The sequence below is a fragment of the Paenibacillus cymbidii genome (assembly GCF_004764705.1).
Lineage (GTDB): Bacteria > Bacillota > Bacilli > Paenibacillales > NBRC-103111 > Paenibacillus_AN > Paenibacillus_AN cymbidii.
In genome coordinates, this window is record NZ_SHLX01000025.1 from 110,572 (window position 1) to 136,983 (window position 26,412).

Genomic DNA, 26,412 nt, shown 5'->3' on the forward strand with positions numbered 1-26,412 from the left:
CATTCACTGGCACGATACATTCGTATATTAGACGTCATTAATGGTAAAATGTTGCTCGGCAGCACTTCCAATCGCAATCGGCCCGGCCGAATCGACGAACCGAAACCGTTCGTGATATGATAAAGGACGATCGAATACAGACGGGCCGGCCGCCGGCCCGGAAACGAACAGGTGAATCGAAATGGATTACATCGTACTCGACATTGAATTCAACGGGCGCAAATTCGCCAGCGACAAACCGATGGAAGTGATCGAAATCGGCGCCGTCCGACTGGACGACAAGCTGCGCCGGGTCGACGAATTTTCTTCCTTGGTCAAACCCGTCTATTTTGCCAAGCTGAACAGCTTCATCCGGCAAAAAACCGGCATCGAACAGGAAGGCATCGACCGCGCCCCCGGCTTCCCGGCCGTCATCCGCGATTTTATCGGCTGGCTGCGCCGCAGCGACTCGTTCCTGCTGCTTACCTGGGGCGGCGAAGATTTGAAGCGGATCATCTTCGATACCCGCATGCACAAGCTCGACGATTCCTTCTGGATGTCCGCGCCTTACTACGATTTGCTCAAAGGGTATTTGCGCAGCAAAGGGCTGACGAACGACGTCAGCGTGGAAGCCGCGGTGCGCGAGATCGGCATCGAGCCCGGCGCCGCAGCGCACCGCGCGCTCGAAGACGCGAAGATGACGGCCGACTTGTTCGTCTCCGTGTTTGCGAAGCTGGATATGAGCCGGACGCAATTTTTCAAAGACACGTTTACGAACGCCAAGGAGCGCCGCCTGATCAAACAATGGGTGCGCACGATGCGTTCGCGCGGCGGTGCGCTGGATTGGCTGCCATTCACGGAAGCGTTCCTGCAAGGCAAGCTCGCGCTCGACGATCCGCGCAAGGCGGCGGAGCTCAAGGAAATTTTCGATGCCGAAATGGCCAAACCGGTTCCGGTCAAACCGGCTAAAGCGCTCGATTCCACGAAGCGCTTCACGAGCCGCGTCGGCAACTACGTCAAATTCCGGCCGAGCTACCCGCAGCAGGCGATCGACTTTTTATATAAGGAGCTGGGGTTTGCCGCCGCATCCGCTATCGCCGACGTCGGCTCCGGCACGGGCATTTTCACCTCGCTGCTGCTGGATCGCGGCAGCCGCGTGTACGCCGTCGAACCGAACGATGCCATGCGCGAGGCGGCTGAACGCCAGTTTGCGGGTCGCCCCGGATTCGTGTCCCGCATCGGCACCGCCGAACAGACGGGGCTGGACGACGAGGCCGTCGACCGGATCGTGTGCGCCCAGTCGTTTCACTGGTTCGACCAGGAGAAGACGAAGGCGGAATTTGCCCGTGTGCTGCGCCCCGGCGGCATCGTGGCGCTCGTCTGGAACAATTGGCATTCCGTGCTCAACCCGTTCACGACCGATTACGAGGCGCTGCTGAACAACTTTGGAAACGACTACCAGCGCGTGCGACACACGAACATACAGGCGAGCGACTTCGAACGCTTTTTCAAAGACGGCGCCGTCCGCAAAATCACGTTCGGCAACTCGCAGCATTTCGATCTGGAAGGCGTGCAGGGAAGGCTGTTGTCTTCGTCCTACATTCCGGAAGAGGGAGAACCGCAGTACGACGCCATGATCGATGAGCTGCGGCGCATTTACGCCAAACATGCGGACGGGAACGGACAGGTCGCGTTCGACTATGTAACGGACATTTACTACGGGGAATTGTAATTCGTCAGGGGGCTTTAAGATGAGCGACATCATCGACGTGCGCGGCGTTTCATGGCGGCGCGACGACAAGACGCTGCTTCACGATATCGATTGGCAAGTGGCGCAAGGGGAACACTGGGCGATTCTCGGCCTGAACGGCTCCGGCAAAACGACGCTGCTGAACATGGTCAACGGCTACATCTGGGCGACCACCGGGCAAGTCAGCGTGTTCGGGCACCCTTTCGGCACGGTCGATTTGCGCGAGCTGCGCAAGTCGATCGGTTGGGTCAGCTCGTCGCTGCAGGAACGGATGCACATGAACGACCGCACGCAATCGATCGTGGTCAGCGGCAAATTCGCGACGATCGGCTTGTACGACAAGCCGACGGCCGAGGATATGGCCAAAGCCGAGCGGCTGATGACGCAGCTCGGGGTTCGACATTTGTACGACCGGACATACCAGACGTGCTCGCAAGGCGAAAAGCAGAAGCTGCTTATCGCCCGCGCGCTGATGGCTTCGCCGCGCCTGCTCATTCTCGACGAGCCGTGCAACGGCCTCGACGTCTTCTCTCGCGAGCAGTTTCTCGACGGCATCGGCGAGTTGGCCGCGCAGCCGGATGCGCCGACGCTCATTTACGTGACGCACCACATCGAAGAAATCGTTCCGGCATTTACGAAGACGCTGCTCATTCGCAGCGGGAGCGTGTACCGCTCCGGCTCGACGCGCGACGTGCTGTCGTCGCAGCTGCTGAGCGACTTCTTCGGCTCGCGCGTCGAAGTCGACTGGTCTTACGACCGCGCCTGGCTCAAAGTCGCAACGAAGTAGGAAAAACTCCTATCGGAGTCCATTCAGGATGAGCGACCGCGTTTAGCGGAAGTTTTTCATGCCAATCGGCAAGTTTCGGTGCGCTTCTGCGCTTCACCGAACTTAAACTTTCCGATGTGGTAAAAAGGAGCCGGGCAACCGGCTCCTTTTTACTTCGCGGCTTATTTATCCAGCGGGAACTCCAGGGCGCCCCATTCGCGCAGCTCCAGCGTGCGCGCCTTCTCCGCGATGACCGGATCGGCTTCGGCCAATTGTTGCGCTTCCTCGAACGAATCGGCACGGTAGATGACCATTCCGCCTTTTTTGTCGGTGAACGGTCCGGCCATGACGACCTTGCCTTCCTTGTACAGCCCGTTCAAATATTCCAGGTGCGCGGGACGCACCTTGGCGTTCAGCTCGGCATCGATAATCGTTAAAGCGGCGACATAAAGCATCCGTTTCATTCTCCTTTGGGATAGGTTCGATAAGGCAGCGCTGCTTGTAGTGGATTCGCCGCCTGGCGCAAAAATCCTTGTCGCCGCCGCAAACTTTTCCATGGCACGCAAAAGCGGTTCCGGCATTCGTCCCGGAACCGCTCCTTTACGGCGATGGCTGCTGCACTGTCACGTGTTCGATATGCAGTTCGCTGGTTCGACTCAAATCGACAAAATCGTCGTCGACCCGAACGAGCGGATGAAGCGGATTTTGCTGATTGAGCAGCACAATGACGCCCGTCCGGCCGTCGGTGAGCGACACCTCGTTGCCGAGCAGCGAATGCATGACGCGGTGGTAGAACAGATGGGCGATTTGCGGATCGAACGAACCGAACGCGTTATCGCGCATTTCCCGCAGCACTTCGTAGAACGGGGAACGATCCTTGTACACGCGCGTCGACATCATGGCGTGAAACACATCGGCAACCGCCACGATGCGGCTGAACAGATCGATTTTGTCGCCTTGCAGGCCAAGCGGATACCCGCTGCCATCGAGCCGTTCGTGATGCTGCAGCGCAACAAGCGCCTGCCGGTGCGACGTGCCTACCGTTTCGCGAATCAATTCGTAGCCCCATACCGTATGCTGCTTGACAACTTCGAACTCCTGCTCGCTGAGCCGGTCGCGCTTGTTCAGGATATGCTGCGGCACGCGAATTTTGCCGATGTCGTGCAACGTTGCCGCTGTGGCCAACTGCAGCAAATCGCGTTCCTCGAGCTTGATCCATCTCCCGATCAGCGAAGCGACGATGCCGACGCCGACATGATGTCGACTGTCATAGGCGTCATTGGCCTGAATCGAAACGAACAGTTCGTACAAGTCCGGCTGTTCCGTGATGCGCAAAATATTCGAGACGACATGCTGGCGCACATCGGTTATCGGCAGCTTGTGCGTAAGCCGCGTTTCGTCGAGAAAGACTTGCATATGCCCCGTTATCGTTTCCAGTTCCGTTGCCAGATCGGCTGCCGCCCGCGAACCGAACTCCTCGGCCGCCTGCTCAGGCAAACTTGCGCCGTTCCATGGTGACTCCTGCAAAGACATCATTCCTCCGTTCCAACCGGATGATGGCGGTGCTGTTGTCGAACATTACCTTTCATTGTACTTGCCCTTTCTGAACAAATTCTCAACAGTTTTCCGGAAAGAAAAAAACCGCCTGCGCAGGCGGTTCGAATCTTCGGACGGAGAAATTACTCGGAAGCGGCTACCGCTTCTTTCAGCGTTGCCGCATCCTGCAGGAACTGCTCGTCCGATTCGCCTTTTACAAACTCGAGCATGGCGAATGGCGAACGGCCGGCTTGGTTGATGGTTCGCAGGAAGGCGATCCAATCCTCTTTGCCTTCGGCCAGAGGATGTTGAACGAGCTTCCGCTGCTCCGTAAGGGACGGCGTCCAATGAAACACATGAACATTGGCAAGCCACGGCAACATGCCGCGCAACGAATCCAGCCGCTGCGCCGCATCCATTTCGAGCGGGGGTTGCCAGTTGCTGCGCACGTTCGTATGGTCGATCTCGCGCAACAACTGCTCTGCCGACGCCGGCGTATCGGTCAACGTATGGTTGTGGTATTCAAAATCGATCGTGATGCCGGCTTGAGCGGCCAAGTCGGCGATTCGCCGCGTATCGTCGGCCACCGTACGGCGCCATTGCTCATCCGCCTCTTCCGAGGGGCGATCGCCCGCCCATACGCGGATGGCGGGAACGCCGAGCGCAATCGCCGTCTCCAGCACATTCTCGAAGCGCGGATTGTCGGAGTTGCCTCTCGTTTTGCCACCCGTATAATAATAGGAACCGAACGACGTCAGCGCCAGCCCCGCTTCCTTCGTCCACTTGCCGACTTCGGCGGCGCGCTTCGCGTCGTTGTGCGGCACATGAATGTCGCCGCCCCATTCGATGCCGTCCAGGCCCGCTTGCTGCACAAGACGAATGATTTCCTCCGGCGTTTTCTTGCGAAACGTTACTGACAATAATCCGGTGCGGATCATGTTGATTTCCTCCATTCTAGTTCTCTTGCGCCAGCCCGGCGCGTACGAGCGCCATCAGCTCGTCGTGCAGCTGCGGCCGGCAAGCGATAATATACGGCTCCGGGTTCATGCCGACAAACGGACGGCCGGCAAAATCGGTCACAACCGCCCCCGCCTCGCGCGCCATCAGAACGCCGGCATACAAGTCGTCGCCTTCGGAATTGTACAGCACGATGCCGTCCAGGTCGCCGCGCGCCAACATGCACCACAACAGCGACGGTGCCCACAGTCGCAGCACCCGCTTGCTGGTTGCGTCGAGATGCGTTTTCAGCCGCATGGCGTTGCCCAGCTTCTGCACGTGGTGGCCCTGGATCCAGCCGAGAGTCAGCCTGCCCGGCAATCCGGCACCCCCGTGCGCCGACAGCGGCTCGCCGTTGCAACGGGCGCCACCGTCCTTCCTTGCGACATACACGCGATCCAGCATCGAATCGTAGATGACGCCAAGCACCGGTTCGTTTTGATAAAGCAGCGTCAGCGAAACGCCGAACACCGGCAGCCCGATGGCATAATTGTTCGTCCCGTCGAGCGGATCGACCAGCCACAGCCAGTCTCCTCCCACACCGCTCCAGCCCGATTCTTCGCTGCGAATTTGATGCCCGGGAAACGCGGCGGCAAGACGCGGCAACAGCTCTTGTTCGGCGAGAAAGTCGACCTCCGTCACCAGATCGCCGTCATCCCCTTTCGACCGCACCTGCGTTTGCGTGCCGAACCGCTCGCGCGCCACCGCTCCCGCCGCCCGGGCCGCCAAGACGGCAACCTCCTCCGCGCGCCGGAGCAATGCAGCCTTATCTTCCCGCTCCACATCCGCCAACAGCCGCTCCTCCTCCCGTTTTTGCGCCACCCGATTAGTGTAGCATGTGTTGCCTTTTGCCGAAAGTGGGGGTAAGGAGCAAAGTTGTCAGGGTGGCAGGCGATGCTGCTGAACTACATGCATATAGGCACTTCGCTCCGAAAATAGACCGCCGTGACAGGCATCATCCCCGCCTCCCGGCATCCCACACCATTCGCCGAACCGATGCAAACCGCTGCAGACTCGACGGCTCCAGCTGCTCAACTTCTGCCATTCTCACCCGCTCGGCGGTTTCGGCGGCTTTACATTTGCCGCAAATCGCCCTACGATAAAACCAGCGTTTCATTTGCATTCCCATTTCCAATGCCCACACTGGAGGATGATCGTTTTGTTTACGCCAGAAGCGGAAAAAGCGCGGCTTGCGCCGCAGCTTGTCGCCTTTCGCCGGGAACTGCACCGGCAGCCGGAGCTCAGCCTGTGCGAGGAGCGTACGGCAGCCGCCATCGTGCGGGAAATCGCGCCGCTCGGTTTGACGATCCGCAGCGGCGTCGGCGGTCACGGCGTTATCGCCGATTTGGCCGGCGCCTTTCCCGGGCCGACCGTGGCGCTGCGCGCCGATATCGACGCGCTGCCGATCGTCGAGAACACCGGCTTGCCGTTCACGTCGCAGCATGACGGCGTGATGCACGCTTGCGGCCACGACGCGCACACGACGGTGCTGCTCGGCGCCTTGAAGCTGCTCGCCGCAGCGAAAGACCGCCTGCACGGCAACGTGCGCTTCCTGTTCCAGCCCGCCGAAGAAATATTGGCCGGCGCAGCGCCGATGATCGCCGCCGGGGCGCTGGACGGCGTCAGCGAAATTTATGGCCTGCACATTTTGCCGTCGCTTCCGGCGGGCCGCATTGCCTCCACGCCCGGTACGTTCATGGCGGCAATCGACCGCTTAGACATCGTCGTGGAAGGAAGGGGCGGCCACGGCTCGATGCCGGAGCAATGCATCGACCCGATCGTCGCGGCGGCGGCAGTCGTCACCGGGCTGCAGACGGCGGTCAGCCGCGAGGTGCACCCGCTCGAACCGGCCGTCGTCAGCCTCGGCACCATTAACGGCGGCACGGCCAACAACATCATTCCCGATCGCGTTGCGTTAAGCGGTACGGTGCGGACGTTGTCCGAAGAAGTTCGCGCCGCCATGCCGGAGCGAATCGAGCGGCTGACCCGGCTGATCGCGGAAGCGCATCGCTGCCGGGTGACGGTTGCATACCAGCGGCAAGTGCCCCCGGTCGTCAACAATGCGGCCTGCGAAGCGAAGCTGCGCCGAACGGCCGAACGCACAATAGGCGGCGAGCGTATCGTGTCGTGCAAGCCATCGATGGGCGGCGAAGATTTTGCGCTGTATGCCGAGCGTATTCCCGGCTGCTTCTTCTGGCTCGGTTCGGGCGGACCGGATGCCGGTTCGCATTCGCCCGGGCTGCACAATGCGCAGATGGTCGTCGACGAAAGCTGCCTGATGGTCGGCGTTACGCTGTTCACCGAGCTCGCGCTCGGCTTGCTGGACGGCAGCGGCGAGTCGCAAGACGCTTGAGCGCACGAACAAAATAGTGCGGAATCAAATTCAGCCGCGATTTGTCGCAAATCACCAACATGTAAGGTTTGATTGTCGGTTTGCGACAATGCGGGTTCGTCCCGATGAGAATATAATGGGCCTAACATCTACCCATTGTCCATTAGCGCTCATGAAGCGTTTTTCGCGGAGGAACAAATGCACATTCCGAGCAGCCGCAATACGTGGGCGGCCATTTCGCTGGCCGCCATCGCCGCCAATACGCGCCGGTTCCGGTCGCTGTTGGGCGCAGGAACGCGGCTCATGGCCGTCGTCAAAGCCGACGGCTACGGCCATGGGGCCGTCCAGGCCGCGCAGTCGGCGCAGCGGGCGGGCGCCGACTGCTTCGGCGTCGCCATCGTCGACGAGGCGCTCCGGCTGCGCGAAGCGGGTTTCGCCCAGCCGATTCTGGTGCTCGGCTATACGCCGCCGCGTGCGGCGGAATTGGCGATTCGGCACGATATCGCGCTGACCGTGTGCTCGGAGGATACGCTGGACGGCATTCTCGAAGCCGCCGAACGTCTGGACCGGCAGGCGGTTATTCATCTCAAGCTGGAAACCGGCATGGGCAGGCTTGGGGCAACGACCTCCGGTCAGGCGCTGGCGCTCATCCGCAGAGCGAAACAATCGAAGCGGGTCGCCGTGGAAGGGGTTTTTACGCATCTGGCGAGCGCCGACGCGGAGGATCCGGTTTATTCGATGCGTCAGTTCCGTTTGTTCCAGACGATGGTGGGCGAACTGGAAGCTGCGGGGGAACACATCCCGCTCCGCCACGTCTGCAACAGCGCCGGCACGATCCGGTTCCCCCATATGCATCTCGGCATGGTGCGGGTCGGCATCGGCCTTTACGGCTTGTCGCCGTTCGGCTGCGGTGCCCTCGACGCTCCCGCGGACGCCGCGTTCGCCCGGTGCGTCGCGTTCGCCGCCGGGCTGCAGCCGGCGATGAGCCTGCGCACGCGCATCGCCGCCGTCACCGCTTACGCCGCCGGGCATCCGATCGGCTACAGCGGCACGTTCCGTACGGCGCGGCCGAGCCGCATCGCCGTCCTTCCTATCGGCTACGCCGACGGGCTGCGCCGCGGCTTGTCCAACCGCGGCGCCGCACTCGTGCGCGGCATGCGGGCCCCGATCGTCGGCAACGTCTGCATGGACCAGACGATGCTGGACGTCACCGGCGTGCCGGGCGCGCAAAGCGGCGACGAAGTGGTGCTGTTCGGCGCGGACGATACCGGCGGCGCGCTGCCGTGCGACGAGATGGCGGCGCAACTCGGCACGATCCATTACGAAGTTGTTTGCGCCGTTGGCGCCCGGGTGCCGCGCGTCTACGATCATGCCGATCCAGTTGCGACCGGCTCCACGGATGCGCATCTCCACAAGATCGGCGGCATGGGATCGTAGCCGCAGTAGTGCAGGATGCATGCCTGCAGCAAAAATAGCCCATGAAAAATGGCCTATTCGCCCATTTTCCCGCAGCCCGACAAAAATAACCAGCGAAAACACTGGCTATTCAGTACCCCTCGCCCCAAAATCGACCATTTTAAAGAAATAGCCAGCGAATTCGCTGGCTATTTCCTTTCCACCTAACCCATTTTGACATAATAGTCAATAAAATATGGCTTATTTCAAAGCCCGCCCCCATACGGCGGAGCGGGCCGGGCTTTTGTTAAGCGTCCGAGCGCAATTTTGCCGCGGACGGCGCCGTTCCACCGTCTTCGCGGGCGGCGTATTCGACATACCATTCCGGCAGCATGTTGCGCGGCACGAGGATGTGCCGCAAGACGCCGAAGCCGTAATCGAAGCGCCACAGCCGTTCGCTCCTCGCCAGCCGCTCGCGCATCGCCGGCAGCGCCAGCTCGAAGCCGCCCTCTTGCGCCAAGGCGGCCGCAATCGTGCGGTCGAGCGCCATCAGCTCGGCTTTGGCCTCGATATGCGCGAACGCCCATGGCTGCGTCGGATGTACGCGAACGAACGGCTTCAGCTCGCGCAGCGTATCGAGCCATGACGCAGCGCGTTCCTCGTCCAACGCCTCCATATCCAGCAGCACGTCGGCCAGCCGCTCCGCCGCTTCGCCGGACAAGCCGAACATGAGCCGGACGTAAAACAGCGTCTCGTCGCGCAAGTCCGCATCAAGATTCCAGCCGAGACGGCCGGCAATAAAGGTGTTGTAGTGATCGCCGAACGATTCGTTGTAGGTGACGAAGCCGTCGCACCGCTGCGCGCCGAACGAGCGGACAACCGAACGGATGCGGCGCGGAGCGATGTGCACACCCGACTTGATATAAACGTCGCGCCGATCGTGCGAGAAACCGACGTGCAGGAAACAACCGAGCGCCATGCCGCCGATTTGCGACCGGATGTCCGGCAGTTCGAACACGCCATAAGCCGCGCTGGCCAGAAACAAGCCGTACCAGTCGCGCGCCTTTCCTTCCGCAAACGCGCGCAGCTGCGCGCTTTCCGTATCGGACGTCCACCAGCCGCAAATATCGACCTTCAGCTCCGGATAAGACGGACGAATCGTTTCGTATATATCGCCAACGAGCGCAAGGAAGACGGGGTAATAAGGCTGGCAGCGAGCACAGGCGCAGCCGCCGTCGTCGTAAGGCGCGCATACGATCCGTGCGACGGGAATGCCCGCTTGCCGCAGATCGGCGAACAACCGGCGCTGGTTGTCCAGTATGACGCCGCGCGCTTCCGGATTCGACGGGCACAGCACCTGTCCTTGAACGCGCAGCTTGTGGTCGCGTACGCCGACCCATTCCGGCCGCATCTGGTCGACGAAGCCGACATTGGGCGTTACGATCACGATATTATCCAGGCCGAGCTTCGCGCTATAGGCGAGCCATTCCTTTTTGCGCCGCCACAAAAACATCGAGCTGCTATGATATACATGGGGACGATACGGATCGGGCATATCGTTCGGATCGAACCAGTCGCCGTACCCGCTCGCTCCGGCCAGCGCCATATCTTCGAGATACCGCCTCATTTCGCCGCTCGCGCACACTTCGAACGAATTGCCGAAATGGCCCGGCATATAATGAATGCGCTCCCGCAGCGCCGGCTTCCGTTCGATCCGCATAGCGGCGGGCCGCCCGTCTTTGGCCAGCAGCACATCGAGCAGCGCCCCCACGCCGGCGATAAAATCGCGCGTACGGCTCGCTTCGATCACAACCGCGCCGGTTTCATCCATCGCCAGCGTATAGCCGTCGGCGTCGCGCAAGCGAAACGCCAGCATCAGCGACTCGGGCAGCTCCGCCTTGCCCGGCAGCTCCGCAAGCCGTTCTTCCGCGATGCGCGCCGCTTCGCGTGCTTCCTGACAAACATCGGCGCAATCAACGGCATATTTTCGCTGCATATTATTGTCCCCTTCGCCTCATAATGCCTTGGTTAATGCATGACCCAGCCGCCGTCGACGTTCAGCGTCTGGCCGGTCATGAAGTCGCTCTCCTTCGATGCGAGATGCACGAAAGCCCCAACGATGTCGGCCGGCACCTGGCGGCGCGGAATCGCCTGCTCCTGCGAAAGATAGACGCGCGTCGCTTCCTGCTCCGCAGGGTCCGGCATGTCGAGCAGTTCCCGCTCGTTCATAACCGCGCCGGGCGAAACGGCGTTTACCGTAACGCCGAATTCGCCGACTTCGCGGCTGAGCGCCCGGGTGAAGCCGATCACTGCGCCTTTGGAGGCGACGTAATGAACGAACCCCTTTTGCCCGCGGAAAAAAGTGACCGACGTCACGTTGATAATTTTGCCGTACCCTTGCGACTTCATATAAGGAAACACGGCTTTGCTCATCAGAAAGCACGATTTGGCATTCACCGCCTGCACATGGTCCCAATCGTCGCCGGTCAGCTCCATCCACGGCTTGCGCGGATAGATGCCGGCGTTGTTGACGAGAATGTCGACGCCGCCCCAGGCTTCATTCACCTGGCGCACTATCGCTTCCACCTGCTCCTCGCGGCTGACATCGCCGCAAACCGCCATTGCCGTTCCTCCCGCCGCCTCGATCTGCGCCACCACGTCGGCCACCCGCTCCGGATCGCCGACAGAATTGACCGCCACTCGCGCCCCTTCCGCCGCATACGCGAGACATACTTCCCGGCCGATTCCCATAGAGCCGCCCGTCACGAGCGCCGTTCTGCCTTGCAGCCTCATATTCGTTTCCACCCTTTCAGCCAATTTCCTGAGATTCGCCTAGATTGTACCGCATTTACCGGCCTTCCGGCAGGAAATGGTCCTCGAACGGATACATGGGTCGCGGCACACGGAGGAACGTCAAGCCGGCCAAATTGGCTGTGCTCGCGCCCGGCGTATCCAGGATGCAGATGCGGGACGTCAGCTTCTCGTACTCGGCGCGGAACTGGCTGGCCGACTTGACCAGCACAACGTCCGCGTCGGCCGGCTCCAGTCCGACGCTGCGGTACATCGCCGGATCGCCGGTAAACACCGGATACTCCATCAGCAGCAGCGAAATACTGCCGATCGCCACAACGGCGCAGCGCCCCATGTTCGCGACGACGCCGGCCGCCATGCCGCCGCCGAAGCGGAACGTACCGCCGCCGACGCGCACGACGCGCGCTTCGATCGCCAGCGGTTCTCCCATGGAGCGGCTGATCGAATGGCCAACTTCGAGCTTCACCACACCGCCTTCCCCCGCTTCCACAGCGAGGCGCGCCGCCGTCGCGTCGACCATCGACAACAGGCAGGCGAGCTCGCGCTCTGCTCCGAGCGCGAGCAGCCGCCGCAGCACGAAGTTGCTGTCTCCGGGCGAACCGGCTCCGGGACTGTCCGCGGAGTCGGAGATGACGAGCGGACCATTCTTCGGTTCCGTCAGCGCGAGCCGGACCGCTTCCTCCACGCTGTACAGCCGCACGGCAAACTGCTCGCGTTTGCTCCAGGCTAGTGCAGCGAGCCTTTGCGCTTCCGCTTCGGCGCGGGCAGCGTCAGCGCCGAGCACAACGACGCCGAAGCCCATCTCGGCGACATCGAGCCAGGGCTGCACGGCAAACAGCGACGTCGCCAGCGAATCGCCGGCGCGTTCGCCCTCGGCTGCCTCTCGCAGCAGCGCCAGCATCGGCCCGCGGTCGGTCGTATGATTTTCGGCGGGGACGATCATCGGCGCCTTCGCGAGCCGGATGACCGGCCGGGCGACTTCTCCGCGCGCGATCGCAAACAACAGACTTGCCGCCCGATAGCCCGTTTCGGCATGATCGATGTGGGGAAACGTGCGGTAACCGATCAGTCCGTCGATGTTCGCCACCATTTGCCGGGTCACGTTCGCATGCGAATCGAGCGAAATGACGATCGGCACGTCCGGCCCGACTGCCGCTCGCAGCATGGCGACGAATTCGCCTGTCGCATCGTCGTTGTCTTCCGCCACCCAGGCGCCGTGAAAGGCGAACAGCAAACCGTCGCAAGGCAACATCTGCGCAAGCCGCTCCAGCAGCAGCCGCTTCAGCTCGTCGAGCGGCTCCCGGCGCATTCGGCCGGACGACGCCGCCTGCATGAACAAAGTCGGCGCGAGCCGCACTCCCTGCTCCTGCGCCGCTTGACGAAAGCCGGCCAGCTCATTGTGCGGCATCGGCGCGCCGCCAGGCAGCGTTTCCGCCAGCAGCTCCTCCCCTTCCAGAAACAACAGCCGGCGAAAATCTTCCAACCCGCTCGTCGCTTCGCTGAACGTATTGCTTTCCTGCAAGATGCCGCCTACCATTATGTTCATCGTTTCGTCTCCCCCGCTCACGACATCGAACCGCCGGCAAGCGCCGGCTTGGCCAGCCGCGTATATTGGCCGAGCGCGCCCGTATGTTTAATAACCGGCGGCGTCCAGCGCGTCTTGCGTTCCGCCAGAATGGCGGCCATCTCCGCTTCCGTGCGGGCGGCGCCCTCCGTGCCGACAAGCGCCAGCTGCCGCGACGGGATGTCGATGCGCACCGTATCGCCTTCTTCGACAAACGCGATCGGGCCACCGTCCAGCGCCTCCGGGCACAAATAACCGACGCACGGCCCGCGCGTCGCGCCGGAGAAACGACCGTCTGTCACCAGCGCCGTCGTCTTCGACAGCACCGGGTCCGATGCGATCAGCTCGGACATGAAGAACATCTCCGGCATGCCGACGGCCCGCGGCCCCTGATAACGAATGACAACGACGTCGCCCGGCGACAGCTTGCCGCCGATCAGCGCTTCCACCGCCGACTGCTCGTCGTCGAACACGCGGGCCGGCCCTTCGTGCACCATCATTTCTTCGACGACGGCCGATTTTTTGATCGTGGCGCCTTGCGGGGCCAGGTTGCCGGTCAGCAGCGCCGTCGAACCTTCGCTTTTCAGCGGCTTCGCAAACGGATAAATAACGTCGCGTTTGTTCAATTTATAATTGGCGAGGAACATTTCGGCGTAATTCGGCATTTCGCCTTTGCTCCATTGTTCGATATTGTCCCCGACCGTCATGCCCGTGACCGTCATACAGTCCAGATGGAGCTTGCTCTTCAGCTCCTTCATTACCATCGGCACGCCGCCAGCGTACCAGAACAGCTCGGTCGGGTATTTGCCCGCCGTCTTCGTATCGACCAGCACCGGAATCTCGCGGTGAATGGCGTCGAACAAAGCGGGATCCAGCACGATACCGACTTCCGCGGCAATGGCGATCAGATGCATCACCGCATTCAGCGAACCGCCGATGGCGGAATGCACCATAATCGCATTCTCGAACGCTTCCCGCGTGAGGATGCGCGACGGCGTCAGGCCAAGCTCGCGCAGCTTCATCACCTGTTGGCCGGAGGCGCGCGCCATGCGGCGAATTTCCGCATTCGTCGCCGGAATGAGCGCCCCCCACGGCAGCGCGAGGCCGAGCGCCTCCGCCATGACTTGCATCGTCGCCGCCGTGCCCATGTACTGGCAGGCGCCGCACGTCGGACAGCAGGCGCGCTGGAACGCAAGAAACTGCTCCTTCGTCATCTTCTGCTGCTCCACTTCCACACTCATGTGCCACAGCTCTTCGTTCGATTTCAGGCAAGGCCCCGCTCCCATCGCGCCGCCGGGCACGTGCAGCGCCGGAATGTCCAGCCTGGCGATCGCCATCAAGTGGGCCGGCACCGCCTTGTCGCCCGCGGAACTGAGCACCATCGCGTCGAACGGGGTCGCTTTGGCGTGAATTTCCACCATGCTGGCGATAAAATCGCGCGAAGCAAGCGAATAATGCATTCCCCCGTGAGCCTGGGCGATGCCGTCGCATATATCGGTCGTCGTATAAACCGCCGGTTTGCCGCCTGCCTGGAGGACGCCTTTCTCCATCTCCGCCACCAGCTCGCCCAAATGGTACGAGCTCGGATGGCTAGAGCCGTTCGTGCTTTCCACCAGCACCTGCACCTTGTCGAGGTCGGCCACCGTCCAATCCATCGACATGCGCAGCGCGTCGCCTTCGAAGCTCATTTTCCTTACCTTTTGACTTTGCAACGGTTGCTCGTTCACGCCGGTCGCCTTCTCTCCGTTATTTTTCCCCCTCAGTATAATCGGTCGTTGTAAGATTGTCTACAATCTTGTTGTTACACTGTTTACTTTTTTTTGCGCTTCCCTTACTATGCTTATAGAAGGTTCTATTGAAAGATGGAGGCGTGTCCGGCATGGCCGAATTCCGGTTCGAAGAAGAGAAGGCGACTTCGCTGCGCCATAAGATAACCGACAACATCCGCAGGGCGATTTTTCAGGGCAAAATCAAAGCCGGCGACCGGCTGCGCGAAGTCGAGATGTCCCGGCAAATGGGCGTCAGCCGCGGGCCGATCCGCGAGGCGATGCGAACGCTGGAGCAGGAAGGGCTGCTTTATTCCCATCCGTACAAGGAAACGACAGTGGCTGAAATTACGGAGGAAGAAGTAACGGAGGTGTTGATCCCGATCCGGTTGACGATCGAGCAGTTCGCCATGCGCAAAGCATTGCCGCTGCTGCAGGCGGCCGATCTGGATCGGCTCGGCACGTTCGTCGAAGAGATGAGAGAAGGAGCGCGCCAGCGGGATTTGATCAAAATGGTCGATTGCGACCTTGCGTTTCACGAATATGTGGTGCAACTGGCGGGGGTGCCGAACTTGCACGGCACCTGGATGTCGATTTACAACCGGATCCGGCTTCATTTCATCATGCAGGGGCAGTCGTACGACGACTTGTCCGAATTATGCGCGGAGCACGAAAAACTGCTCGCGACGATCGCCGCGGGCGATCCGGATGCCGTAGCCGCTGCCTTGAAAGTGCATATCGCCGACAGCAATTTCGGTTTTTTGCGGCAGCGGCGGTGATGCCAGGCCGAGGAATATAGGGATTGCTTCTATTCGACCGGCCCGAAGACGGTTAGCGCTATTTTGCCTTGTCGCAGGCTCCCTTCTTTCCCGCAAAATGCTCTGTTCCCCTTGCACCCTTGAACCTCCTTCACGTATAATGCCAATATACAGCTTAATTAGAATTATTCTAATCTGAAGGAGGCGCAAGCTTATGGCCGTTCATACTACCGCGCTCCGTCAGACTCCCGCTCCGCCGCACGACTATCATCATCTTGCCCATATGAAGGAGCAGTCCAAGTCGCAACGGACGTTGTGGATCACCTTGGCGTTGACGGCGTTTTTTACCCTGGTGGAAATTATCGGCGGTTTGCTCTCGAACTCGCTTGCGCTATTGTCCGATTCCGCTCACATGATTTCCGATGTCCTGGCCCTCGGGCTCAGCATGGTCGCGATTTATTTGGCCAAACGTCCGCCCAATGCGCGTTTCACGTTCGGATACCTGCGTTTCGAAATCGTTGCTTCGTTTTTGAACGGACTGGCCCTTGCGCTTATCGCCGTAGGCATCTTTATCGAGGGCATCCACCGGCTCGTCGTGCCGGAAACGATCGACTTTTCGCTGATGCTCGTCATCGCCTCGATCGGTCTGATCGTCAATCTCGTGCTGACGCTTGTGCTTAGCCGCAGCATGAAGGAAGAGCGCAATTTGAATGTGCAGAGCGCGTTGTGGCATTTTTTCGGCGACTTGCTCAGTTCGGTAGGCGTCATCGTTTCGGCGCTGCTCATTTATGCGACGGGGTACAAGTTTTTCGATCCGGTCATCAGCATGGTGATCGGTGGCATCATTTTTACCGGCGGGGCCAAAATTATTCGCGAAGCGTACTTGATTCTGATGGAGGCGGTGCCGGAGAAGTTCGATCTCGAGCAAATGCGCGCCGACATCGGACAGGTCGAAGGAGTCGAAGACGTGCACGAAATGCATCTGTGGGCGATTTCGACCGACCACTACTCGCTTACCGCGCATGTGTTCATCAACGAGCATGTGCAGCCGTTCTGCATCATTCTGGCGATCAACGAAACACTGAAGAACAAGTACGGCATCACCCATTCGACGATTCAAATGGAACACGCGGAAATTCACGCCCACGGCGAATACGGCAAGCAGTTTTTGCTCGGCAAGAAGCATGAGGAGGAGATGGGGGGTTGAAATCCCTCCATCTTAAACGGAGTTTCACACAGGATGAAATCGAGCGGCGCATCAAAAATATAATACTCGGACATGCGTGATTGTTTCAGCAAAAATTCGATTTGCCCGCTGATCGACTGATGCGTGATCGACGCGTCCGCACTTAGCTCCCACAGCTCCCCGTTTGCAACCTCATAACGTTTGCCGTCGTTCGGCATCGCCGCATATTCATCGTAAGTGACAGGCTATTCGCGAACAAACACGGAAATGAACCGCAGAAGGAAATGTGCAGCGGCCAGCGACAGGCAGGCGTAACGATGCAGCCTCAAACACTTCCGGATCTGCGTCTTTCGGAAATTGACAAGTGTTATTCCTTATGTTATTAATAACATATGTTCGGAATAACATATCGAGGTGAATCGATGTCAATTAAATATGCCATTTTGGGGCTTCTAAGCTGGAAGCCCTTAACCGGATACGAGATTAAAAAGCTAATGGAAGATTCCATTATCCTGTACTGGTCGGGCAACAATAATCAGATTTATAAATCGCTCGTGCAATTGCACGAAGAAGACCTGGTTACTACAGAAGTACAGCATCAACAAAACGCCCCTTCCCGGAAAATATACACCATCACTGCTTCTGGATTATCCGCGTTGAAACAATGGACGCTCTCCGCTCCAGAAGCGCCTGAATATAAAAAAGCATTTTTTGTCCAGCTGGCCTGGTCGCATCAGCAAAGCAATGAGGAAACCGACCAACTGCTTTCCGAATATGAACAAGAGCTTTCGCTTCGGCTTGCCTATCAGCAGGAAAAGCATGCCCGCAGGAACGGTTATCCGGACCGGGATCAACGAGAAAAGCTTCTCTGGAACACAATGGCGCAAAACGTGATCGCTTCTATAGAAAACGAACTGCGCTGGATAGATTTGGTACGACGGGAATTGGCTGCTGTGGGATGGGGGAAGTGAACAGGATGAACAATCAGACCATCTATAAATCAGAGGCGGGACGAACAGAGGTCCGCGCCACCTATGACGCGCTGCTTGCGAAATGGCCCGTTCCTTCCACGCAGTTCACGGTGGCCACCCGATTGGGCGATACCTTTGTTTTGCAATGCGGAAATTACGGCCGATCGCCTGTCCTTCTGCTTCACGGTTCAAGCTCCAACTCCGCCATGTGGGCAGCCTATGCCGGCGAATGGTCCAAAACGCACTGCGTTTACTGCATCGACATTCCCGGCGAGCCGGGAAAGAGCGCGGAGAAGCAGTATCCGCTGAATGGCGATTCCTATGTGAACTGGCTGGATGAAGTCATTTGCGGATTAGGACTTGCAACAGTGGCCCTTGTCGGGATCTCATTGGGAGGCTGGATGTCCGCCGCTTATGCGATCCGCCATTCGCAAAGGGTGAGCAAGTTGGTTTTACTCAGCCCATCCGGGATCGGAAAACAGAAAGCGTCGTTTATGCTGAAAGCCATTCCTCTCCTGTTGCTCGGCGAAAAAGGAAAAGAAAAAATAGCGCGTTCGTTGTACGGGAACAAGTCGATATCAAAAGAATCCATGCAATATATAACCTTCATTTCCAAACACTTTAAACCACGAACCGGGAAAATTCCCTTGTTTTCCGACGAACAGCTGCGTCAATTGACGATGCCCTTGCTATGTATCGCAGGAGAAAGAGACGTCATGCTCAACTCCGCGCAGACAGCTGAAAGAGTTCATGCACTGCTGCCTAATGCGGATATGAGGGTTATCTCCGGCGCCGGCCATGTTTTGGTCAATGTGGCAAATGACGTTGCCGTATTTTTGAACGATGCTGCGCCTTGCAAAAAATAAAACACGTGATTGCATTGCTACCGTAAGTTCGTCTATGTTGCTAGAAGGAAAAGGCCACTGCAACACTCCTGGCAAAAGCTTTGTTTCAGCGGTTGTTGCAAGTCATTGTTTGCTTGGTTGCACCGACAAACTTCGACTTTTTCCATAAAACCGTCGAATATCGGATGTAAACTCTAAATTGCTGAATATTGTCTCACAGCCGCGGCGCATTCGATAATATCAGATATAACGTGGTGAGAAAAGACAACCGCTTGATTCATTCGCGCTGGATAGGGGATAAAACAGAAACCTTGAGGATTTCCCCTCAAGGTCTGTGTAACTAAGAAATCTCCAAGTCACGTTTAATTTTTTCTAGCGATTCCAGATTTTTTTTGATTTGCTCCATTGGAATTTCAACGATCAAAGAGGTGTACTGTTTCATAAACTTATCAAAAGGTATAACTGCCTCATTTTCTGTAGGTTCTACATAGTGCCACCTGTAACTAAGTACTTTCTAGTCTTGAATGATTCACCGCGCCCAAGCACGGCGAGACATACGGACGACTGGCATCATATGAGTTCAGTTTTCGAGAGTAGTCCTAAGAATTATTAAATAAAGCGGGTTACGATTTAGCCACCCGATTCATTCGGCACTGGGCGGGGTAAAAGAATGACCTTGAGGATTATAGACCTCAAGGTCTAATAACTTCTTACTTAATACTACTGTAGTGATTAATTAGTTTGAAGATAATCTCTTCGGGGACGGAATAATTTTTAAAGTTAAGCGACACTAGATCGGTGATTGCTTGATCCATAGTAAACCACGATTCACATTCGTAGTCACCAATATCGCCATCATCAAATCCCAGAACACAAATACCGTAACTCCGTTCTCCCCATATAGCCCACTTCATCGACGAAGGTAGCCATACTATAACCTCAGAATTAATCGATATAGCATCAGCAGGGCTTTCCTCGGGCGCTTGTTCAAGCATATTCCAGTATTCATCAGCCGTAGTTCCCTCTTGTAGAATGCACCAATTATACTGAGAGAACTCATTATAGTAGTAATCTACAGGATGAGGGTCTAAAACAGCCATAATGGCAAACGGATCACCTGACAAGTCAATCAGTCCTTCCAGTTCGTTCCAAAAATCACGACTCATTGCATGATCGAAATCAAGAACAACAGTTTTTTCAAATGGAACTTTATAAACTTGATTTGGCAGTCGTTGCTCATAGTTGAACATCTTTGTTACCAATTGCAATGCCTCTTCAAATTGCTTTTTATCCTTTATAAATTCGTTCCGACTCATTCATCAGCCCCCTAATCTTATTTTAGTAGTTGCCTTTGTCGCACCATTAGCCCAATACTCAGCAGTTTTTGATCCTTCATTTGATTTATCTCGTATCCGGTATGATGCTCCGTCTTTAGAATAAATAGTGCTCAATCCATCTTTACTTACAGATTTAGTCCAGCCATCCTCCACAAGACTCTTTTCAAAATCTGCTCTTGTAACATTAGTTTCAATATTCCTTACACTTTTCCCTACTGTTATATCCTTGTAGCCGCAACTCGTATTATGAACCCAAATCCCAAGGTCACTGACAAAGTACGTATGGAACTCATCCACCGTCATGTTATAGACCGTTGCTGACTCATGCTCCAGTTCGATGCTCTCTATCTTGAGTTTATTCCCATCGCTCTGTACAAGCAAGTCTCCGACTTCAAGGTCTTTAACGAATGTCCATCCTTTATCCTTCACATAGAACGGATGGTTGAAGGTCGATTCAATCGTCTGACCGCCCACATGAATCTTGTAAATCTCATCCGTCTCGTGATTAAACGTAGCCGTTACCTCTTTATACGCAACCTCGCCAGTCGTCTCATCCTTCGAGAGAACCATATCTCCGACTTCAATGTCTTCAATATTCTTCTCCCCTTCGTTAGTAAGAACCTTGACTTTAGCCAAGTAAAGGACGGCAACCTCTGACCGCTACCGCCCACCATTTAGCTCGCCGTTCGCTCAGAAAGCGGTGCAAGCCGATACTCCGTTTTGTTCTTCATCATGCCGTAAATGATGTTCACAAGCTTGCGCATGATGCAGATAATAACCTGCTTCTTCTTTTTGCCTTCACCGAGTCGCTTCTCATAATAGGCGCGGAACAACGGATTGAGCGGTTTCTCGGATGTTCGAGCAAGAGCCACTTGCCTGACAGCGAGTCCCCACAAAATTTTATTCAGCACGCGATTGCCCTGCCGCTGATTGCGATCTTTACCCCGTCCAGCGCTGCTCATCTGACTTGGCGTGAGTCCTGCAAACTTCGCCAATTTGTCGGCATTGCCGAACCTCGCAATATCGCCGATCTCGGCGAGAATCGCGGATGCGGTCACACTGTCAATACCCGGCATCGTATCGAGTGTACAGCCCAGTTGCTCCATCAGAACGCGAATTTGATTATCTACGTCATTCATTTCCCGATGCACGTCCTCGATTTGCTTCACATGGCTCTTGACAAGAAAATCGCGATACTCCTGATGCTTGCGCTTCGTATCCCCGTCCGATTGAACGCTCTCGAGGATCATCGTCGCTTTCCTCGTTGAGCAAACGTTCCGGCTTTTTTGGCGAAGAAATTCTGCCAACTCGTCCACCGTTACCCCATCAAGCAAATACGGTGAAGGATACTGTTTCCAAAACGCTAGCGCGGTCTGTCCATCCACGATAGCGAAAAACTTGGCGTAACTCGGATAGCTGTAGCTCAGTTGCGTATGAAGCTGATTTTTCAGCGCAACACATGTATCTCGTAGACTATATCGCCGCATGACCAGTTGCTTCAGTATCCAGTAGGCATCCTGCGGCGCGGCGGTCGGCAATCGGTCAAGTTCATCGAGCAGCAGCTTCGCGATATTCTCCGCATCCCAACTGTCATGCTTCTCGGTCATCGCATAACTTTTACGTTTCCAATTCGACAAAGCCGCATTGACTTCCTTCACCCTAAAACCGTTCTCAACGAGATAGGCTGCGAGCGCTCGCCCATAGCCGCCCACGTCTTCCAAGCCAAACACAACCGTTTGACCTTCGCCGACATGGCAGACGACTTGCTCTACCATCGCCGGAAAGGCGGCGGGCTTGTTCTCAAATGGAATGACCGCAAGCTTCTCGTTCCAGCAATTGATCACAACGGCTGTATGCATCCGCTTGTGCAAATCGACCCCGACATATATAAATCGCTCTTTCCTGTGCTTCATCAAGCGTCCCTCCTTGGTTCCATTGGGCTGACCGGGCTTGCGAGAAAAACGTTGGCATCGTCTGTTTAGTATCTACCCGCCAGCGGCGAGTGTACATTGAAGGGTAAGCCTATCCATTTTCCCCGCCAAGCCCATACAACCGTTCCAGTCGTGTTGTTGTTCTAACATGGCTGTGACGAAATGTAAATATTTTCTTTCTCCACGGCAACAAGTACCGCATGTTGCGATTGAACCCACATTCGAACGCTATACAGAGATAGCGATCACCCCCCTCTCACCGTTCTCTGTACTCCAACTTACAGATTATCTACCCTGCTTTCTGATACATGTGATGTACAGCAACTCCGTCGCCAACTGTCATCGTGAAAATCCAACTGCGTATTCTCATTCGTTCTTTGTGCATACCCGCTAAATCCAACTTGTCGCAAGGGTTGTCTCGCCGATCCGTCATCAACTGCCAACGTGAAAATTCAACTGCAAGTTCATTCAATCTTTTTGCAGAACCGCCAACTCCAACTCGCTTCAAAATTATAAAAAAAATAGCGGTTAACTCGCTAACCGCGCACTACCGATCACGTCTAGACGAGTTAATCGCTAAAATTTGAATTATTTCCGTTAGACCCGCATATTCTGTCGCCCCTGCAATGCCCGATAAAGCACCGACTGCGAAATGCCCGTTACCTCGCAAACCTCACGGACGCTATGCGAACCGGCATCATAAAGCTTGAGCGCTTTCGAAAGCTTGCTCGAATCGGTACGCGGTCTGCCTCCGTAGCGACCTCTGGCTCTTGCCGCTGCCAGCCCTTCCATTACGCGATCTCGGATAATGTTTCTCTCAAACTCCGCAATACTCGCCATAACCGTCAGGATTAGCTTTCCGGTTGACGTAGAGAAGTCCACCGCTTCCTTCAAGCTCGTATATCGTATGCCTTTCTGCTGCCAATCTTCGATAATATGAAGCAAATCATCCGTCCGTCTGCTGAGTCGCGACAGGCTCTCTGTGACAACCATATCGCCTTTGCGGAGCCTCTTCTGAAGCTCTTCAAAAGCAGGACGATCCAGTGTCGTACCCGTCATTTTGTCCATAAAGATATGGTCATCCTGAATACCGTTTTTACGCAATTCGTCGAGTTGCCTGTCGAGGTTCTGGTCAGCGCTACTAACACGAGAGTAGCCGAAGACTTCGCTCATCGTACCCACCCTTTCGGCAATGCAACCGACAGATCCGGCTGCTTTTCGATAGTAACAACGTGAATCCCCCGACTCGCCCATCCCTCCAGCAGTTCCATCAGGTCAACAGGCGAACGCGCCAATCGGCTTAGATTCTCGACAATTACGGTGTCCCCCGACTGTAATGTCCGTTGAAGCGCCCCCAACGCAGGACGCTCCATCGCTGTGCCGCTCCCCTTGTCCGCATAGATGTCTTCCGGCTTTACGCCATGTTTCATCAACCAATTCACCTGATCATTAATCTGTTGCATGGATGAAGAAGCTGACCTTGCGTAGCCAAACAGTCTGAATTGACTCATACGGAATCTCCCTTTCCTCTTTAAAAAGTGTACGCCGCCCAGTGCTTCTAAACGGGCAACCCGAAAGCGGCGGTTATAGGAGGATAGCGCGAGATCAAGACGTTCCCGAATTCACTGTTAAAGAGGATCTGATTTGGGGAATAGTTTTGAAAGACTCCGAACCCCGATCAAGCCCGCTAATAAGTGCCGCTCTACGACTTGCCAGAAACAATAGATTTAGGTAGGGCTTCCCTACAAGAAACCCCATCCAGAAACGTCTAGCTATCCCGGATGGGAAAAGAGGGTATACGGCACACCGAAAACCCGATTAAATAAGCTGTATCGCCAATACGTCTAGGATTAGACCAGATGGAGACATGCGCATCCTTCTACCACTAAAGGCGCAAGGATGGCATCACCATGCGATACATCCTGGCAGATACTCTTCATCTTCTCGCCGCTGCGCAAACATCTCAATCTTTCGTAAGGCTTCCTCCGTCTGGCGCGGGTCAGCTGCATAAGCTTCATTTACATCTTTGTGCTTGGTCAAAATAGTTTCAGGTGAAAACAACTTGTGATGATACAGGAAGTCAAATGAAGACGGAAGCTTCCGAATTGCCTCTGCGCATTTAACCCCACACTGTAACCCGACTTCCTCGTTGTCGCACAGCATCACGATCTTCAGCTTCTTCCTTGCGATCACATCCGCCGCATCGAGCAACCGCTTGTAGTTCACCCCGTTTAACGCAACTGACTGAAAGTTCATCTGAGCCAGCACGATGGCGCACAGACTGGATTCTGTCACGAATACGACCGTTTCATCTCGACAGGCGTTCCAACTTTGAGCTTGAAACAGCGTAATCTCTCCGGCATTGCGGTATTTGTCGGCATTTCCTGACCGATTAGCGTATACCCGCACCACATAATGCTTAGCTCCACAGGGTACTGCCAGAAATCTGTCGTTTGTGTACGGATTTTCATAACACAGTAGGCCGATTCTTCTAGCCGTTTCCGGCGTGATCCCCCGCGACCGCAGGTAAGCCATACAGTAAGGGTTGGCGTCTGCTGGCTGACCGTAACGATTAATCATCGCGATCAGTTCTGCCGACTTTGTATCGACTACAGGAGCATAAGTGACTGCAACAGCGGCTTCATCCTCACGCGCTACAAGCCATCGCTCCGCCATCTGCCTGCGCTTCTCAAAGCTCCTTTCGTCCAACAAGTGCTTCATCAGATCGAAAAGATCAAGTGACGATTGGCAAGCGAAGCAGTAGAAGCGATCGGGATATAGATGCATGGACGGCCGATCATCACCCTCATGCATCAAACAACGAAGGTTCTCAGTCATCGATACCCCTGCCAGCCGACATATATCCTCCAGCTTAGCTTTGAGTAACCGCTTCTTCCCATTACCATCTGCCTGTTCATATTGCTGATACGGAATCTTGGAGAGCGCTACGCACTCCCCCATGTCTAACGCAAGCATGACGCTCCGTATTTTTAGCTCGATATCCGATAACTTCCCTCGATCTGGCATGGACGATCATCCCTTCCTTTGACTTTGGTTTAATCCGCTGTGATGTACCGTAATGACTGCCTTCGGGTTCGAGACATGCAGTTCCGACTCAGAAATATCGATCTTCAAATCGGCATAGTCGCTGTTCAGATGAGTGTACCGCTCAACAAAAGTTTTCTTTACACCGTCCTGCTGTATGTTCGGATCGTCCACAGAAACAGTCTCAGGCTCATTCGTCTTCGGAGCCAGAAATGGCTGAAAAGCACGGCGAAGTCTCTTCTGGCGAGTGTTGGATGGCTGATTGCCATACAATATCTCGCGCAGCGCCGGGATGCGCTCGGCAAGCGTATGGAGCGATATGCTCGGACGATACGTGTTTATTCCAGCCTTGGTGACCAGACAAATAAGCTGTAGCAGAATCATCGCGGCAGTCTTATTTTTCGCTGATACCAGATTGGCGTAAGCTCGCTTGCTGTAGTAATACTTCTTGGTCGTTGTCGCTGACAAATGCTCCTTGATCGTCTTTAACAACTGATAGAGGTAATAACTTTTCAGTACCCACTGGTTTCCGCTCCCTCCGATGAACTCAAGGAAAGGAAATACGCCTTTGCCGGGGATGATGCCGTATATCCTGCTCAAGTCTGCGAGTTTGTCCCGAAGGTTAAACCCATTCCTGCCAACACTCAGTCCCATAAACGTGTTAAGCTTATGCTCCGTCGTCTCAACCTCTGGTCGAACGCGCAAACCATGATGGAACATATACGACCAAATCCCGACTAGCAGCACGGGCTCTGGCAAAGGAACGTTATTCTCCCGAACCTTCGCCAGCCGAATGGTCTCGTCAAGCGAAAGCCACTCTGAGCCGTCAAACAGCTTACCATCCGCATATAGCATAGATTCTGCTGTGGGATAAAACAGAAAAGCTCTTGTCTCACGAGCAACATACAGACTAAGCACCCCTTGAAATACAGGCTCGGTGATGACGATCAAACGATTGTCCACAATTAAGCATTCCTCCTTGGCGATTCGCACATTTTCTTCATACTCAAGAGACAGTACATCCTACTCCGTGAACGAAAACCTCAACTGACGAAATGACTTCTCCGAATGCAGAAAAAAGCCCCAAATAGGAGCTTCAATTAACGATCTCATGATTACTGCGGCAACTGTGTTGCTCCAAAATAGAAACTGCACACGCCACTTTCGCTAACTCGTCATCCTGCAATGTCCAACTGCACCACGCCGTCGATTGAACTGCGATCTTTACTCTGTTTCATTGGAAATTAACAGGGGCGGCGCGGCGGCGGGGAGAATACTGCCTTGGGAGTACCTTTTTTCAGGGAGATTAGTCCTTTTAGAGCCTTATGAATATTCCGGCGCGTGAGAGCCACCGTTCTGGAAAGTTGAGAGCCAGGCCTCCGGAAAAAATGAGCCACGTCTCCGGGGGAGGGAGCCACCTGGATTAGTGACTCCCCTTATCTGT

Annotated in this window: 23 protein-coding genes; 8 read left to right on the top strand and 15 right to left on the bottom strand. The window is 56.1% G+C overall.

The features are described from left to right. Positions 1-181: 181 nt before the first annotated feature. A complete protein-coding gene (locus tag EXY20_RS40075) occupies positions 182-1,711 on the top strand; it encodes a methyltransferase domain-containing protein (RefSeq protein WP_235886231.1) in 1,530 nt (509 codons plus the stop codon). 19 nt (positions 1,712-1,730) lie between these two features. Next, entirely contained in the window at positions 1,731-2,516 is a 786-nt protein-coding gene (locus EXY20_RS27950) for an ABC transporter ATP-binding protein (RefSeq protein ID WP_135555425.1), read from the top strand. Positions 2,517-2,677: 161 nt separating this feature from the next. On the opposite strand, the gene EXY20_RS27955 is transcribed toward EXY20_RS27950, so the two are convergent. From EXY20_RS27955 to EXY20_RS27970, 4 genes are all read right to left on the bottom strand, one after another. Beyond that, on the bottom strand, positions 2,678-2,950 hold the full coding sequence (locus EXY20_RS27955) for a YciI family protein (RefSeq protein WP_135555426.1): 273 nt from the start codon (positions 2,948-2,950) through the stop codon (positions 2,678-2,680). Positions 2,951-3,095: 145 nt separating this feature from the next. Further along, positions 3,096-4,022, bottom strand: coding sequence for an HD-GYP domain-containing protein (locus EXY20_RS27960; RefSeq protein WP_167859571.1), 927 nt, complete (start codon positions 4,020-4,022; stop codon positions 3,096-3,098). A gap of 152 nt (positions 4,023-4,174) precedes the next feature. After that, positions 4,175-4,984, bottom strand: a complete 810-nt coding sequence (locus tag EXY20_RS27965; protein ID WP_235886232.1) for a sugar phosphate isomerase/epimerase family protein — start codon at positions 4,982-4,984, stop codon at positions 4,175-4,177. A gap of 1 nt (position 4,985) precedes the next feature. Then, positions 4,986-5,819 (bottom strand): inositol monophosphatase family protein, encoded by an 834-nt coding sequence (locus tag EXY20_RS27970; protein WP_235886233.1) that lies wholly within the window; start codon positions 5,817-5,819, stop codon positions 4,986-4,988. Between the two features lie 367 nt (positions 5,820-6,186). Here EXY20_RS27970 and EXY20_RS27975 point away from each other — a divergent pair, with 367 nt between their 5' ends. Together EXY20_RS27975 and alr are read left to right on the top strand one after the other, a co-directional pair. Beyond that, complete coding sequence (locus tag EXY20_RS27975) at positions 6,187-7,380, top strand: M20 metallopeptidase family protein (RefSeq protein ID WP_235886234.1); 1,194 nt, start codon at positions 6,187-6,189, stop codon at positions 7,378-7,380. A gap of 177 nt (positions 7,381-7,557) precedes the next feature. Next, positions 7,558-8,796, top strand: a complete 1,239-nt coding sequence (gene alr, locus EXY20_RS27980) for an alanine racemase (RefSeq protein ID WP_135555431.1) — start codon at positions 7,558-7,560, stop codon at positions 8,794-8,796. Between the two features lie 265 nt (positions 8,797-9,061). On the opposite strand, the gene EXY20_RS27985 is transcribed toward alr, so the two are convergent. The 4 genes from EXY20_RS27985 to ilvD are packed head-to-tail and all read right to left on the bottom strand — an operon-like array spanning position 9,062 to position 14,856. Further along, the gene (locus EXY20_RS27985) at positions 9,062-10,750 is read right to left on the bottom strand and encodes a hypothetical protein (protein WP_135555432.1); all 1,689 of its coding nucleotides are present in this window, start codon (positions 10,748-10,750) and stop codon (positions 9,062-9,064) included. A gap of 32 nt (positions 10,751-10,782) precedes the next feature. Further along, entirely contained in the window at positions 10,783-11,547 is a 765-nt protein-coding gene (locus EXY20_RS27990) for an SDR family NAD(P)-dependent oxidoreductase (RefSeq protein ID WP_135555433.1), read from the bottom strand. Positions 11,548-11,602: 55 nt separating this feature from the next. After that, entirely contained in the window at positions 11,603-13,111 is a 1,509-nt protein-coding gene (locus tag EXY20_RS27995; protein ID WP_135555435.1) for a M81 family metallopeptidase, read from the bottom strand. 17 nt (positions 13,112-13,128) lie between these two features. Next, positions 13,129-14,856 carry a dihydroxy-acid dehydratase gene (gene ilvD / locus EXY20_RS28000; RefSeq protein WP_207671347.1) on the bottom strand — a complete coding sequence of 576 codons (1,728 nt, stop codon included), beginning with the start codon at positions 14,854-14,856 and terminating at the stop codon, positions 13,129-13,131. A 152-nt stretch (positions 14,857-15,008) separates the two neighbouring features. Here ilvD and EXY20_RS28005 point away from each other — a divergent pair, with 152 nt between their 5' ends. The 4 genes from EXY20_RS28005 (at position 15,009) to EXY20_RS28025 (ending at position 18,676) form a co-directional block, all read left to right on the top strand. Next, complete coding sequence (locus EXY20_RS28005) at positions 15,009-15,674, top strand: GntR family transcriptional regulator (RefSeq protein ID WP_135555436.1); 666 nt, start codon at positions 15,009-15,011, stop codon at positions 15,672-15,674. A 193-nt stretch (positions 15,675-15,867) separates the two neighbouring features. Continuing rightward, positions 15,868-16,860 (top strand): cation diffusion facilitator family transporter, encoded by a 993-nt coding sequence (locus tag EXY20_RS28010; protein ID WP_135555438.1) that lies wholly within the window; start codon positions 15,868-15,870, stop codon positions 16,858-16,860. A gap of 401 nt (positions 16,861-17,261) precedes the next feature. Beyond that, positions 17,262-17,810, top strand: a complete 549-nt coding sequence (locus tag EXY20_RS28020) for a PadR family transcriptional regulator (protein WP_135555441.1) — start codon at positions 17,262-17,264, stop codon at positions 17,808-17,810. A gap of 5 nt (positions 17,811-17,815) precedes the next feature. Continuing rightward, positions 17,816-18,676: an alpha/beta fold hydrolase gene (locus tag EXY20_RS28025; RefSeq protein WP_167859572.1), complete on the top strand. Its 861-nt coding sequence runs from the start codon at positions 17,816-17,818 to the stop codon at positions 18,674-18,676. 689 nt (positions 18,677-19,365) lie between these two features. On the opposite strand, the gene EXY20_RS28030 is transcribed toward EXY20_RS28025, so the two are convergent. The 7 genes from EXY20_RS28030 to EXY20_RS28060 all read right to left on the bottom strand — a co-directional run bounded on the left by EXY20_RS28030 (position 19,366) and on the right by EXY20_RS28060 (position 25,931). Continuing rightward, positions 19,366-19,971, bottom strand: coding sequence for a hypothetical protein (locus EXY20_RS28030; RefSeq protein WP_135555444.1), 606 nt, complete (start codon positions 19,969-19,971; stop codon positions 19,366-19,368). Positions 19,972-19,974: 3 nt separating this feature from the next. After that, positions 19,975-20,628: a polymorphic toxin-type HINT domain-containing protein gene (locus EXY20_RS28035; RefSeq protein WP_328592601.1), complete on the bottom strand. Its 654-nt coding sequence runs from the start codon at positions 20,626-20,628 to the stop codon at positions 19,975-19,977. A gap of 38 nt (positions 20,629-20,666) precedes the next feature. After that, positions 20,667-21,905: an IS110 family RNA-guided transposase gene (locus EXY20_RS28040; protein ID WP_135555445.1), complete on the bottom strand. Its 1,239-nt coding sequence runs from the start codon at positions 21,903-21,905 to the stop codon at positions 20,667-20,669. A gap of 615 nt (positions 21,906-22,520) precedes the next feature. After that, positions 22,521-23,096: a recombinase family protein gene (locus EXY20_RS28045; protein WP_135555447.1), complete on the bottom strand. Its 576-nt coding sequence runs from the start codon at positions 23,094-23,096 to the stop codon at positions 22,521-22,523. Beyond that, the gene (locus tag EXY20_RS28050) at positions 23,093-23,434 is read right to left on the bottom strand and encodes a recombinase family protein (protein ID WP_135555448.1); all 342 of its coding nucleotides are present in this window, start codon (positions 23,432-23,434) and stop codon (positions 23,093-23,095) included. The genes EXY20_RS28045 and EXY20_RS28050 overlap by 4 nt, the downstream gene beginning before the upstream one ends. Positions 23,435-23,828: 394 nt before the next feature. Beyond that, on the bottom strand, positions 23,829-24,950 hold the full coding sequence (locus EXY20_RS28055; RefSeq protein WP_135555450.1) for a DNA primase: 1,122 nt from the start codon (positions 24,948-24,950) through the stop codon (positions 23,829-23,831). Between the two features lie 6 nt (positions 24,951-24,956). Continuing rightward, positions 24,957-25,931 carry a hypothetical protein gene (locus EXY20_RS28060; protein ID WP_135555452.1) on the bottom strand — a complete coding sequence of 325 codons (975 nt, stop codon included), beginning with the start codon at positions 25,929-25,931 and terminating at the stop codon, positions 24,957-24,959. Positions 25,932-26,412 lie beyond the last annotated feature (481 nt).